Origin of the sequence: Streptococcus infantis (assembly GCF_047464215.1) — a bacterium.
GTDB lineage: Bacteria > Bacillota > Bacilli > Lactobacillales > Streptococcaceae > Streptococcus > Streptococcus infantis_P.
This window is the reverse complement of record NZ_JASHCG010000006.1, coordinates 1-12,649: the sequence shown is the minus strand read 5'-3', so window position 1 is coordinate 12,649 and position 12,649 is coordinate 1. Positions and strand designations below refer to the sequence as shown.

Below are 12,649 nucleotides of genomic sequence, written 5' to 3'. Positions count from 1 at the left end.
AGGACAAGAGATTTTTCAAAACACAGGTAAATCTTATCAGTAATAAAAAGATGAGCCTTATGGAAGTTGGCTATCATATAGTGCAAACACTTAGGAATCCTGATGGGATGCTATTTTTAAGTGTTTTATAATTTGCTCTAATAAAAGAAAAAGATTGAAGAAAATGGTCCTAAATAGGCTTTTTCTTCAATCTGAGTGACCAAGATGGTCTTTTTTGTATTAACGCATGGTCACAAATTCTTCTGAACCTGTAGGATGGATAGCGACCGTCGCATCAAAATCAGCTTTTGTAGCTCCCATCTTGATAGCAACTGCAAAACCTTGAATCATTTCGTCGACGCCGTAGCCGATACCATGAAGGCCAACTACCTTTTCGTTCTCACCAGCTGTAATGAGCTTGAAGCGGGCTTCTTGACGGTGGCTAGTGACTGCTGAATACATAGAAGCAAATTTTGAAGTATAAACTTTAATGTTTTCTTGTCCATACTCTTTGATAGCTTCTTCCTCAGTCAGACCGACAGTTCCGATAGCTGGATGTGAGAAGACAACAGTTGGAATAGTAGTGTAGTCCATTTTAGCATTGGTTTTACCGTTGAAAAGTCTCTCGGATAGGGTACGACCAGCCTTGATAGCGACGGGAGTTAGTTCTTTCTCACCCGTGACATCTCCTAGAGCATAGATACCATCAACGACTGTATTTTGGTATTCGTCAACTTGAATGAAACCACGTTCATTGAGGGTAACACCTGCTTTCTCAAGCTGGAGCCCTTCAACATTTGGACGGCGACCAGTTGCCCATATAACTTGACTGGTAGTATGAGTGCTCCCATCTTCGAAATGAATGGTAATGCCTTGTTCAGTTTCTTCAAGTTTAGCAGGAACCTTATGGGTGTGGAGGTGTAATCCAGTATTTTCCATTTCTTGAACTAGACTCTCAACAATATAACTATCAAATCCACGGAGCGGACGCTCGCGACGGACGAATAAATCTGTCTGCACACCAAGGGTATGGAGCACGCCAGCTAATTCGACAGCAATGTAACCAGCACCCAGAATGGCTACAGAATCTGGCAACTTTTCCCAAGCAAAGACATCATCAGAACTACCACCTAGTTCAGCACCAGGAATGGTAGGAATACGAGGATGTGCCCCAGTTGCAATCACGATGTGCTTAGCACGGATCAACTCTCCATTGACACTAACAGTATGAGCATCAACGAACTCGGCGCGTCCTTCAATCAAATCAACTCCGTTACGCTTAAAGCTTCCACCATAAGAAGAGCGAGCACGATCAATATAGGCTTCACGATTTTTACGAAGCCTTGCATAATCAAATTCATTCCCAGTACTTGTGAAACCATAGTCAGGTCCATATTTGTGGATACTCTCTGCGATTTGAGCACCGTACCACATAATTTTCTTAGGAACACAGCCCAAATTTACACAAGTTCCACCTAATTTCTTTTCCTCAATGACTGCAGCTTTTGCCCCGTGTTCACCAGCACGATTCATAGTAGCAATACCTCCGCTACCTCCTCCGATGGCGATAATATCATATTCTCTCATAGAAAGCTCCTTTACTTGTTTTCTAGTCATATTCTATCTTTTTTTGGGAGTCAATGCAAAAATCTGCTACGCTTAAAAATTTTAAGAAAATGCTTGCAAAAATAAAAAAGAAAGTGTATTATATAACTAATACAACAATAAAAGATTTTAGTAAATATTTTTGGATAATGAGAAATAAATTGTCCATTTTTAGGATATGTGCTATAATCTTAACATATATATTTATAAAAGGGGTATTGCTATGAAAAGAAAGTCAAAAGCTAAGAAATGGCCTTTATTTACTGCTATTGGAGTTGCATCCGTACTTGTAGTGGGAGCAGCAGCTGTTCTTCTATTGAGACAACCAAATCAAGCTGCAGCAAAAGATGAAACTGCTAAGATTGTCTTTGCCAAAGAGGGGTCTGTGGCATCTTCAGTTCTTTTATCTGGTACAGTAACTGCTCAGAATGAACAATACATCTATTATGATGCAAGCAAGGGTGACTTGGATGAGGTCTTGGTTTCTGTTGGTGATCAGGTCAGCGAAGGACAGGCTCTCGTTAAGTATAGTAGCACAGAAGCCCAGGCTGCCTATGATGCTGCCAGTCGTGCTGTTGCTAAAGCTGACCGTCATATCAATGAACTGAATGAGTCTCGAAATACCGCCGCAGCAACACCTAACCTTCCGCAAGCAGGTCTAGAAGGAGCAACTGGACAAGCGCCAGCTCAGTCATCCGGTTCTGCCACAGCTGCTATTGATTCTCAAATCAGCGATGCTCGTGATGTGCGTGCAGATGCAGAAGCGCAACTCGAAAAAGCTCAAGCCCAGTTGAATGCTGCTACAGTATTGAGTACGGTGGAGGGAACAGTTGTTGAAGTGAATCGTAACGTTTCAAAATCTCCAACAGGAAATAGTCAAGTTTTGGTTCATATCGTAAGTAACGATAACTTGCAGGTCAAGGGAGAACTTTCTGAGTACAACCTTGCCAATCTATCTGTAGGCCAAGAAGTCACTTTCACTTCCAAGGTTTACCCAGATAAAACTTGGAATGGTAAGATTAGCTATATTTCAAATTATCCAAAAAATAACAGTGAAGCAAGTAGTAGCTTAGCTGCTTCAAACACAGGTTCTAAATACCCATATACAGTCGATGTAACTAGTGAAATCGGTGACTTGAAACAGGGCTTTACAGTCAGTGTCGAAGTGAAAAGTACTAGCAAAGCATTGATTGTTCCGATCACCAGCGTAGTCATGGAAGAAGATAAAAACTATGTTTGGATCCTTGATGAAAATCAAAAGGCCAAAAAAGTTGAAGTTGGATTGGGCAATGCAGATGCAGAAAATCAAGAAATCACATCTGGTCTGACAGATGGAGCAAAAGTCATCAGTAATCCGACGGCTTCCTTGCAAGAAGGAAAAGAGGTGAAGACTGATGAAGCAACTAATTAGCCTCAAAAATATCTGTCGTAGCTATCGTAATGGTGACCAAGAACTACTAGTCCTCAAGAATATTAACCTAGAAGTTCATGAGGGAGAATTTGTAGCAATCATGGGACCATCTGGTTCTGGGAAATCTACCCTCATGAATACCATTGGGATGTTAGATACCCCTACAAGTGGTCAGTATTTTCTAGATGGAAAAGAAGTAGCTGGTTTGGGTGAAAAACAATTAGCCAAGGTTCGAAATCAGGAAATCGGCTTCGTCTTTCAACAATTCTTTCTCTTGTCCAAGCTCAATGCTCTTCAAAACGTAGAATTGCCCTTGATTTATGCAGGAGTTTCAGCTTCAAAACGTCGCAAATTAGCAGAAGAGTATCTGGAAAAGGTTGAACTGACCGAGCGTAGCCATCATTTACCTTCGGAGTTGTCAGGTGGTCAGAAGCAAAGAGTTGCCATAGCGCGCGCACTCGTTAACAATCCTTCGATTATCTTGGCAGATGAGCCTACTGGAGCCCTTGATACAAAAACTGGGAATCAAATCATGCAACTCTTGGTTGAATTAAACAAAGAAGGAAAAACCATTATCATGGTTACGCATGAGCCTGAAATTGCCGCTTACGCTAAGCGTCAGATTGTCATTCGTGATGGCGTCATTTCATCTGATAGTGGTCTCGTAGAAAAGGAGGAAAACTAAGATGCAGAATCTGAAATTTGCCTTTTCATCCATTATGGCCCACAAGATGCGGTCCTTCTTGACCATGATCGGGATTATCATCGGTGTATCCTCCGTTGTCGTGATTATGGCCTTAGGTGATTCCATGTCTCGTCAGGTCAATAAAAATATGACCAAGTCCCAGAAAGATATCCATGTCTTTTTCTCACCTACCAAGAGTAAGGACGGATCCTTTACACAAAGACAATCTGCATTGACCTTGTCTGGTGGTCGAGAAGAAGATTTTGTTGAACCACCAAAACCTCAAGAAGCATGGGTCAAGGAAGCTGCTAAGCTCAAGGGAGTGGATAGCTACTATGTGACTAACTCAGCCAATGTGACCTTGACTTATAAGGATAAAAAGGTGGAACACGCTAACATGACGGGTGGGAATGTCACCTATATGGATGCGGTTGAAAATAAAATCATTGCAGGTCGCAGTCTAAGAGCGCAAGATTATAAGGATTTCGCAAGTGTGATCATCCTAGATGAAGAACTAGCCAATAGCCTTTTTGGTTCTGCACAGGAAGCACTCAATCAGATTGTGGAAGTAAACGAAATTAGTTACCGTGTTATTGGTGTTTATGCAAGTAAAGAGGCTAAGGCTGCGAAAACATTTGGAGTAGGAGGATTACCAATCACGACCAATATTTCCTTAGCAGCTAATTTTAACACAGATGAGATTTCAAATATTGTCTTCCGTGTCAATGATACTAGCTTAACCCAGACTTTAGGACCAGAGTTGGCAAGAAGAATGACAGAGATTGCAGGTCTTCAACAAGGGGAATATCAAGTTGCAGATGCGTCTGCTGCCTTCCAAGAAGTTCAACAACTCTTTGGCTTCATAACAACGATTATTAGTGCCATTGCGGGGATTTCCCTTTTTGTTGGTGGTACTGGTGTTATGAACATCATGCTTGTTTCGGTGACAGAGCGTACTCGCGAGATTGGTCTACGCAAAGCACTGGGAGCTACACGGGCGAATATTCTGGTTCAATTTTTGATTGAATCTATGATTTTGACTTTGTTAGGTGGGGTCATCGGTCTTGTGCTGGCTGCAGGGGTGACTATTCTTGCAGGTGTTCTTCTTCAAAACATGATTGCAGGAATCGAAGTTGGCGTATCCATCCCAATCGCTCTCTTTAGTTTAGCGGTCTCGGCTGGTATCGGTATGATATTTGGTGTTTTACCAGCCAATAAAGCTTCTAAACTTGATCCGATTGAAGCACTTCGCTATGAATAAGATAATCAACAGGAAAAACAAGATGGACATTTGTCTGTCTTGTTTTTGTATGGATTTCCTTATCGAAAATCATCAAAATATGATATAATGAAGTGTTAGAAAAACAGGTTTCATTAGCCTGGAAAGGAAATATTATGTCTGAAAAGAATTTTTATATTACAACACCGATTTACTATCCATCTGGTAAACTTCATATCGGTTCTGCCTACACTACCATCGCTTGTGATGTCTTAGCTCGCTACAAACGCCTTATGGGCTACGATGTCTTTTATTTGACAGGTTTGGATGAGCATGGTCAAAAGATTCAACAAAAAGCAGAAGAAGCTGGCATCACACCACAAGCCTATGTTGACGGGATGGCAGTTGGAGTTAAAGAACTCTGGAAATTATTGGATATCTCATACGATAAATTTATCCGTACCACAGATGACTACCATGAAAAAGTGGTAGCACAAGTCTTTGAACGCTTGCTTGCTCAAGATGATATTTACTTGGGTGAATACTCTGGTTGGTATTCAGTTTCAGATGAGGAATTCTTTACAGAAAGTCAACTTGCGGAAGTTTTCCGTGATGAAGCTGGAAATGTAACTGGTGGTATCGCTCCATCAGGCCACGAAGTGGAATGGGTTTCAGAAGAGTCTTACTTCCTTCGCCTCAGCAAATACCAAGATCGTTTAGTTGAATTTTTCAAATCACATCCTGATTTTATCACTCCTGATGGACGTCTCAATGAAATGTTGAAAAACTTTATTGAGCCTGGATTGGAAGACTTGGCGGTTTCTCGTACAACCTTTACCTGGGGTGTACCAGTCCCATCAAATCCAAAACACGTTGTCTATGTGTGGATTGATGCCCTTCTCAATTATGCGACAGCTCTTGGTTATGGTCAAGAGGATCATGCTAACTACGATAAATTCTGGAATGGAACTGTCTTCCATATGGTAGGAAAGGATATTCTTCGTTTCCACTCAATCTACTGGCCAATCCTTCTTATGATGTTGGATATCAAATTGCCTGACCGTTTGATTGCCCATGGTTGGTTTGTCATGAAAGACGGCAAGATGTCTAAGTCTAAAGGGAATGTCGTATATCCTGAAATGCTAGTAGAACGTTATGGTCTCGATCCGCTTCGTTACTACCTCATGCGTAGCCTTCCAGTTGGTTCAGACGGAACCTTCACTCCAGAGGACTATGTAGGTCGTATTAACTATGAATTGGCAAATGACCTCGGAAACCTCCTCAACCGTACGGTTTCTATGATTAACAAGTACTTTGATGGGCAAATCCCTGCTTACGTAGAGGGTACGACAGACTTTGACAATGCTCTTGCTCAAGTGGCAGAACAATCAATCGCCGACTACCATACCTACATGGAAGCAGTTGACTACCCACGTGCCCTTGAAGCAGTCTGGACTCTTATCTCACGTACCAACAAATACATCGATGAGACAGCTCCATGGGTACTGGCTAAGGATGAAGCTCATCGTGACCAATTGGCAAGTGTTATGAGTCATTTGGCAGCCAGCCTTCGTGTCGTAGCTTACATGATTGAACCATTTATGATGGAAACCAGTCGTGCAGTCTTGACTCAACTTGGTCTAGCAGAAGTTTCTAGCCTTGAAAATTTGAGTTTATCTGATTTCCCTGAAAATGTCACTGTAGTTGCCAAAGGAACACCTATCTTCCCACGTCTGGATATGGAAGAAGAAATCGCCTATATCAAGGAACAAATGGAAGGTAACAAGCCAGCCGTCGAAAAAGAATGGAATCCAGATGAAGTTGAACTCAAACTCAACAAGGATGAAATCAAATTTGAAGACTTCGATAAGGTTGAAATCCGTGTTGCTGAAGTCAAAGAAGTTTCTAAAGTGGAAGGTTCTGATAAATTGCTTCAATTCCGCCTAGATGCTGGTGATGGTGAAGACCGTCAAATCCTTTCTGGTATTGCAAAATTCTATCCAAACGAACAAGAATTGGTTGGTAAGAAAGTACAAATCGTTGCCAACCTTAAACCACGTAAAATGATGAAAAAATATGTCAGCCAAGGTATGATCCTCTCAGCTGAACATGATGGCAAATTAACCCTTCTCACAGTTGATCCAACTGTACCAAACGGAAGTGTGATTGGGTAAGATTAAAGAACCAGTTTGAGCTGGTTCTTTTCTTTTGTGAGATAGCAGTTGATAAAAGTGTCATTCTGCTTTATAATGAAGAAAAACGGAGGAAGTTGCCATGAAATACATCACATTTGGTCAAGAGAAAAGAGAATTGTCCGAAATCGTCCTAGGTATGATGCGAATCAGTGACAAATCGGTTAAAGAAGTGGAGGAGCTGGTTGAAACAGCCCTATCTGTCGGAATCAATGCCTTTGATTTGGCAGATATCTACGGTGGAGGTCGATGTGAAGAATTACTAGGTCAAGTGTTGAACAATCGTCCTGACCTACGAGAAAAGATGTGGATCCAGTCCAAGTGTGGCATTCGCATAGAAGAATTTACCTATTTTGATTTTTCTAAAGATTATATTTTAGAGTCAGTTGATGGGATTCTAAAACGATTGCAGGTTGATTATCTAGATAGCTTGCTTCTCCATCGTCCAGATGCTTTGATGGAAGCTGATCAAGTGGCTAAAGCCTTTGAAATTCTACACAAATCAGGTAAAGTTCGAGACTTCGGTATGTCCAATCAAAATCCTATGATGATGGAATTACTGAAGAAAGAGGTCAAACAACTTTTATCTATCAATCAATTACAGCTAAGCGCAGCTTTCACGCCAGGATTTGAATCAGGTTTCCATGTCAATATGGAAGGTGACAAGGCAGCTGTGCGTGATGGTAGCGTCTTTGAATACTGCAAACTGAATGATATGGTCATTCAGGCTTGGTCAGTCTTGCAGTTTGGCTATTTTAAGGGTAATTTTGTTGGAAAAGAGCAATTTCATGATCTAAATGAAGTTCTAAATCGACTAGCCTTAAAATACGGTGTAAGCCCATCAGCCATTGCTATCGCTTGGGTGTTACGCTATCCAGCCAAGATGCAAGCTGTAGTAGGGACAACAAATCCAAAACATTTGCTAGAAGCAAGCCAAGCAAGTAACTTTAGTTTGACTCGAAAAGAATGGTATGAGATTTACCTAGCAGCAGGAAATGATTTGCCTTAGAATTAAAACGAAATCCATTCAAGAGCGAGATTTTATCTCGCTCTTTTTGTTAAAAAAAATTTATATAATTGTTTGAAAATACAAACTAATAATAGTATAATAAAATAAATATTTTTTTGAAAAGGAAGTAAATATGAAAAAAATTGTAGTAGTCATATCAATTATGATATTTGCGATACTAGGTGTTGGTTTAGGTTATTACTTTTTATCTTATGTACCTTATAAAACTGCTGTCAGTAATTTTGAAAAAGCTTCGGTATCTCTAAAAGAAAAAAATAAGGATATTGAAGACTTAGTATCTGAGGCCGAAACGGTAGTTGAAAAAGGCGAAGAAGCATTAGAATCAAATACTTTAGATGACTTAAAGAATTCTGTAGAAAAAACTCAAAAATCAATAAGAAAAGTACCAGAAATGGAGAAAAAAACAAAAGATATTGAAAATCAAATTAATGAAATGAATCAACCAATAAGTTATGAAGAAAATCAAAATGAATTAAAGAATAAACTTGAAAAATACAAAAATAGCGTCACTCAATTAAAACAAATTACGAATCCATCTAGTACATTTATTGAGGAAAGACTTAAAGAAGTTGATACAATTACTGGAGTACAATCTGTGACAGAAAGTAATGATCCTAATAAGCATCTAAATAAACAAGGTGGTTATACGGCGTCTGTTTATTTTGTAGATAATCAAGTAACTCCTCCGGTGGAGGGTTCTGATATTATTCAAAAAGGAAATGATGCAGGCGGAAATATAGAGGTATATAAAACAAAAGAGGAAGCAGAACAGCGTAATAAATATATTAGTACATATGATGGAACCTCTCTTCAACCTGGTTCTCATTATGTATATGGTACAGTTCTGATTCGTACCTCTTCACGACTAACAGCAAGCCAGCAAGAAGAATTAACTAAGAAAATATATCAGAAATTTATAGAAATAAAATAATCAAAAGAATTAAATTTTTAAAATATGATTTAAGCTTTTCTATTTTTACATTAACTTTTATTCAAGAGCGAGATTCTATTTCGCTCTTTTTGTTTAAAACAAAGTATAAATTTCTAATTATCTTTTTATATTTTCTTAAATGCTCGTAAAGCCTTATTCTATGTGCTTTCGAGTATTTTTACTGTAGGAAGATACTTCACGTTTCTTTGCATATTTCCTCATGTCTTAGCTGTCAGAAGTGGTAAATAAGTAGTAAATTCATTTGTACTACTAAGCAACAAGACGCTCCTGTTGCTTCTCTTTATTCAAGCGTTTCATTTCTGCCATTGCAGAATCGAATGTTGCATGTGCGTAATAGTTCAGCGTCATGGCTATATTAGCATGTCCCATAATGTACTGTAATGCCTTTGGATTCATTCCTGCATTTGCATAGTTGGTACAGAATGTATGTCGCAAACTATGTGGAGTGATGTGTGGCAATTTATCCTCGTTATACTTATTGTATTTCTTAACAAGACCTTTCATCATGCCGTTGTAATCACTTGCCACTTTTGGATAGTTCTTTCTATTAAGAAAGAGGAAATCACTATATCCATCAATCTCAACACGCTTATCATTCTTTCGATTCGCTAACACTCGCTTAAATGCTTGATAGGCTTCTTCAACCATAGGAACTTGACGTTCGCCACTTTTGGTCTTTGGTGTTTCAATGTAGTACCCAATTTCAGTATCTCTCAATAGCTGATGGTCTATATTGACAAGACGATTCTCAAAATCTAAATCTGGAAGTGTCAAACCACCAAACTCTGAAATACGAAGACCTGTTTTTAAGAGTATCAGAATTTCATCATAATTTTTGCTGTAGGTTTTATCAGCTTTTGCAAAGGCTAACAGTTTTTCTTCCTGTTCTTCTGTTAGTACGGTCTTAGGGACAGTATCATCATCAAGAACTGCTTTCAGTTGAAAGTCAAATGGATTCTTCCGAACACAATCATCTTGTATAGCAATATAGAATGAAGCCTTTAAAGAACGTTTGTAGTTATTGATGGTTTGATAAGCATAACCATTTTCACTCATTCTAATAGCCCATTCTTTAGCGTCTGATGGCTTAATACTGTCAATACTTCTTACACCTAACTTGTCTTTCTTCAAAATATCCATAAGATATTTGCGTCCAGTTTCAGTGTTTTTTCTAACCTTTGGTCTTTGAGCGTTCTGTTTTGCGTAAAGCTGGCAGAGTGTCATTTTCTTTCCTACAACATCAATACCATCATGAATGTCTTTCTGTAACTCTGCGATTTTCTCTCTAAGTGAGATACAATCACGCTTTCCTGCTGGTACTCGGTCTGTAGCCACAAGTTTCCACGAGTAAACAAATTGCGGTTCTCCAAATGAATCTATATATTTGTATAAGTATCTTCCGTCTTTTCGTTGGCTCTCTCCAGTCTTTAAGATTCGACCTTTATTGTCACGTCTTTTTTCTGACATGGCATTTGCTCCTTTCCTTTATGGAAAGAGCCTTGATACGACTTAATACTATTTTATCATATACAAGACCCTTTGGCGACGCTAGATTGCGTCCAATGTATCTATAATTTTTTCAAATTGTTTTCGTTTAATCTGAATACGATTGCCATTCATAATCAGCCAATTTGCATTTTTATTTTCCTCTGCCAAGCGTCGTAGCTTGTTTTCGCCAATACGAAAATATTTTGACGCTTCTTCAATGGTTAGGGTATAACGTTCCCAAATAGGAATGTCAGTCTGCTTCATAAAATCCTCCTTTCCAAATCACTTATTTGGATTTCATAAAAGTTGTTTTACCAGCAATCGAACAGCTTTAGCAAAGCTCACGGGAGTTCCACCCCTGCATGGTTCTCATGTAGCCATACTCATTGCCTGCGACGGTTTTATCACGCTCGGACTATTGACTGTATGGGAGTATCATTATCACGATAAGAATGTCGTTGCAGGCAATCCTGCTAAAGATTGCTTCTCGGATCACTAACATGAATCGCTCGCTATCTTTATAAGATAGGTCATGGCGGTTAGTTCCGTTGGCTCTTTTCTTATCGAAACGTATTCGATTACTTTTATTCAGTTTTCAAAGAACAATGGCTCGTTAGCCTATCAAAACACATTGAAAGCTCAATATGCTTTGGTGGAATAACAAACCTCCCTGTTCGGGAAGCGTGGAATGGTTTAGCACGCTTCCACGAAAGGAGAGAGGATATTACTTAATTTCAAATGACAAAATCTTTGTAATCAGTCTGGTTTCCATTCTTCCACGTAAGACTTCATCAACGACCATACTTTGATTGCCATATTCATCTTTCATAAGTCGTAGGGAACGCTTCGTTATGTACCCTCTGTAATGATGTAGAATCTGGTTAATCGCTTCGGTATCGCCATCTGTTGCCTTTACAATGAGAGGAAAGGGAATCATAGGATATTGTGTTTTCATTCTTCAAATTCCTCCATAAACTTTTTAATTAAGGCTAGTCCACTGGTTCTATGCCGATAGACAGTAGAACGGTTCAATTTCAACAGGTCTGCAATTTCTGAATCGCTCATGTCCATAAAGTAAAACAGCAGTAGAATTTCACGTTTCTTGTCTGGCAACTCACGTAATGCTTCACTCAACAAATCATTTTCAACGCCTACTGATAACCCATTGAGTGTAAAAATCTGAAAGTCAGTTGAATAGTTATCTGTTGTCGCAAACTGGCTAACAAGATAATCGCCAACATCCGAAAAGGACACCTCACGCTTTGCAATCCTTGAAAGATAAAGCATATAATTCTTTCGCTCGTCTTCCATAGCACGTTTACAGATATAGTCAAACTGATTTTCTATTGTGGTCTGAAAAGAAGATGGTTTCATGTTTCTCACCCCCTTTCTGTCTAGGAAAGGAAGTGAGCCTTGCTCGTTTATCTCCTTTCACTCTTAGTCCCAATGTGAAAGGGGGATTTGTTGCATTACTGATAAATAAACTTTGTAAAAAAGTTCTGAATAGCCAAAAAAGCATATAAACAGATTTATTTCTCTGTTTACATGCTTCTGTTATTCTATCTATATGATTTATAAAACCACATTGGTGGACGTACTTATCTATTGCAGATAGACGACTTTTTTTGACAAGAACCCAATGTAAGGAAATTTATTGTATATGATGTACTTCATGGCGACGTTGACCTCCAACAAACCGCCATTTGGAAGTAATATACAATATTTTAACAGCGTAAATAGCACTACCATATAACGGTTTTTTTTATTGGCGTTTAGTAGTGCTTTTTATTAAATATAAACCTATAAACCATATTGAACTGCACCCCAAAAGTTAGACAGAAAAAATCTAACTTTTGGGGTGTTTTGTTATGAAATTAACTTATGATGATAAAGTTCAAATCTATGAACTTAGAAAACAAGGATATAGCTTAGAGAAGCTTTCAAATATATTTGGGATAAACAATTCTAATATTAGGTACATGATTAAATTGATTGATCGTTACGGAATAGAGTTCGTCAAAAAAGGAAAAAATCGTTACTATTCTCCTGATTTAAAACAAGAAATGATTAATAAAGTCTTACATGAAG

The 12,649-nt window shown here is 38.8% G+C and carries 12 protein-coding genes and 1 pseudogene; 8 read left to right on the top strand and 5 right to left on the bottom strand.

The features are described 5' to 3' along the window. Nucleotides 1–219: 219 nt before the first annotated feature. On the bottom strand, nucleotides 220–1,566 hold the full coding sequence (gene gor, locus QM469_RS04815; protein WP_414276186.1) for a glutathione-disulfide reductase: 1,347 nt from the start codon (nucleotides 1,564–1,566) through the stop codon (nucleotides 220–222). Nucleotides 1,567–1,807: 241 nt separating this feature from the next. Between gor and QM469_RS04810 the strand changes: the two genes are divergently transcribed. From QM469_RS04810 to QM469_RS04785, 6 genes are all read left to right on the top strand, one after another. Further along, nucleotides 1,808–2,995: an efflux RND transporter periplasmic adaptor subunit gene (locus QM469_RS04810; RefSeq protein WP_414276187.1), complete on the top strand. Its 1,188-nt coding sequence runs from the start codon at nucleotides 1,808–1,810 to the stop codon at nucleotides 2,993–2,995. Continuing rightward, the gene (locus QM469_RS04805; protein ID WP_045763774.1) at nucleotides 2,979–3,680 is read left to right on the top strand and encodes an ABC transporter ATP-binding protein; all 702 of its coding nucleotides are present in this window, start codon (nucleotides 2,979–2,981) and stop codon (nucleotides 3,678–3,680) included. Before QM469_RS04810 ends, QM469_RS04805 begins: the two co-directional genes overlap by 17 nt. A gap of 1 nt (nucleotide 3,681) precedes the next feature. Beyond that, entirely contained in the window at nucleotides 3,682–4,941 is a 1,260-nt protein-coding gene (locus QM469_RS04800; protein WP_414276188.1) for an ABC transporter permease, read from the top strand. 134 nt (nucleotides 4,942–5,075) lie between these two features. Continuing rightward, entirely contained in the window at nucleotides 5,076–7,073 is a 1,998-nt protein-coding gene (gene metG / locus QM469_RS04795) for a methionine--tRNA ligase (RefSeq protein WP_414276189.1), read from the top strand. A 100-nt stretch (nucleotides 7,074–7,173) separates the two neighbouring features. Continuing rightward, nucleotides 7,174–8,100 carry an aldo/keto reductase gene (locus tag QM469_RS04790; protein WP_414276190.1) on the top strand — a complete coding sequence of 309 codons (927 nt, stop codon included), beginning with the start codon at nucleotides 7,174–7,176 and terminating at the stop codon, nucleotides 8,098–8,100. A 133-nt stretch (nucleotides 8,101–8,233) separates the two neighbouring features. Further along, complete coding sequence (locus QM469_RS04785) at nucleotides 8,234–9,052, top strand: EbhA (protein WP_248035507.1); 819 nt, start codon at nucleotides 8,234–8,236, stop codon at nucleotides 9,050–9,052. A gap of 270 nt (nucleotides 9,053–9,322) precedes the next feature. Here QM469_RS04785 and QM469_RS04780 read toward each other — a convergent pair whose 3' ends face one another. Together QM469_RS04780 and QM469_RS04775 are read right to left on the bottom strand one after the other, a co-directional pair. Continuing rightward, entirely contained in the window at nucleotides 9,323–10,540 is a 1,218-nt protein-coding gene (locus QM469_RS04780; RefSeq protein WP_001291561.1) for a tyrosine-type recombinase/integrase, read from the bottom strand. A gap of 81 nt (nucleotides 10,541–10,621) precedes the next feature. Beyond that, on the bottom strand, nucleotides 10,622–10,825 hold the full coding sequence (locus QM469_RS04775; protein WP_000814511.1) for an excisionase: 204 nt from the start codon (nucleotides 10,823–10,825) through the stop codon (nucleotides 10,622–10,624). Between QM469_RS04775 and QM469_RS04770 the strand changes: the two genes are divergently transcribed. Continuing rightward, nucleotides 10,809–11,060, top strand: a complete 252-nt coding sequence (locus QM469_RS04770; protein ID WP_001845478.1) for a hypothetical protein — start codon at nucleotides 10,809–10,811, stop codon at nucleotides 11,058–11,060. The genes QM469_RS04775 and QM469_RS04770 overlap by 17 nt on opposite strands. A gap of 225 nt (nucleotides 11,061–11,285) precedes the next feature. Here the strand turns inward: QM469_RS04770 and QM469_RS04765 are convergent, their stop codons facing one another. Then, nucleotides 11,286–11,516 (bottom strand): helix-turn-helix domain-containing protein, encoded by a 231-nt coding sequence (locus QM469_RS04765; protein WP_000857133.1) that lies wholly within the window; start codon nucleotides 11,514–11,516, stop codon nucleotides 11,286–11,288. Beyond that, nucleotides 11,513–11,935, bottom strand: a complete 423-nt coding sequence (locus QM469_RS04760; RefSeq protein WP_000804885.1) for a sigma-70 family RNA polymerase sigma factor — start codon at nucleotides 11,933–11,935, stop codon at nucleotides 11,513–11,515. The genes QM469_RS04765 and QM469_RS04760 overlap by 4 nt, the downstream gene beginning before the upstream one ends. A 494-nt stretch (nucleotides 11,936–12,429) precedes the next feature. On the opposite strand from QM469_RS04760, the pseudogene QM469_RS04755 reads away from it, so the two are divergent. After that, a pseudogene (locus QM469_RS04755) lies at nucleotides 12,430–12,649 on the top strand (IS3 family transposase); the annotation flags it as partial.

Excerpts from the sequence above, each read along its gene's own strand:
- gor (WP_414276186.1), bottom strand. The coding sequence starts at position 1,566 with ATGAGAGAATATGATATTATCGCCATCGGAGGAGGTAGCGGAGGTATT.
- QM469_RS04775 (WP_000814511.1), bottom strand. The coding sequence starts at position 10,825 with ATGAAGCAGACTGACATTCCTATTTGGGAACGTTATACCCTAACCATT.
- metG (WP_414276189.1), top strand. The coding sequence starts at position 5,076 with ATGTCTGAAAAGAATTTTTATATTACAACACCGATTTACTATCCATCT.
- QM469_RS04785 (WP_248035507.1), top strand. The coding sequence starts at position 8,234 with ATGAAAAAAATTGTAGTAGTCATATCAATTATGATATTTGCGATACTA.
- QM469_RS04810 (WP_414276187.1), top strand. The coding sequence starts at position 1,808 with ATGAAAAGAAAGTCAAAAGCTAAGAAATGGCCTTTATTTACTGCTATT.
- QM469_RS04780 (WP_001291561.1), bottom strand. The coding sequence starts at position 10,540 with ATGTCAGAAAAAAGACGTGACAATAAAGGTCGAATCTTAAAGACTGGA.
- QM469_RS04790 (WP_414276190.1), top strand. The coding sequence starts at position 7,174 with ATGAAATACATCACATTTGGTCAAGAGAAAAGAGAATTGTCCGAAATC.
- QM469_RS04800 (WP_414276188.1), top strand. The coding sequence starts at position 3,682 with ATGCAGAATCTGAAATTTGCCTTTTCATCCATTATGGCCCACAAGATG.
- QM469_RS04770 (WP_001845478.1), top strand. The coding sequence starts at position 10,809 with ATGTCAGTCTGCTTCATAAAATCCTCCTTTCCAAATCACTTATTTGGA.
- QM469_RS04765 (WP_000857133.1), bottom strand. The coding sequence starts at position 11,516 with ATGAAAACACAATATCCTATGATTCCCTTTCCTCTCATTGTAAAGGCA.
- QM469_RS04760 (WP_000804885.1), bottom strand. The coding sequence starts at position 11,935 with ATGAAACCATCTTCTTTTCAGACCACAATAGAAAATCAGTTTGACTAT.
- QM469_RS04805 (WP_045763774.1), top strand. The coding sequence starts at position 2,979 with ATGAAGCAACTAATTAGCCTCAAAAATATCTGTCGTAGCTATCGTAAT.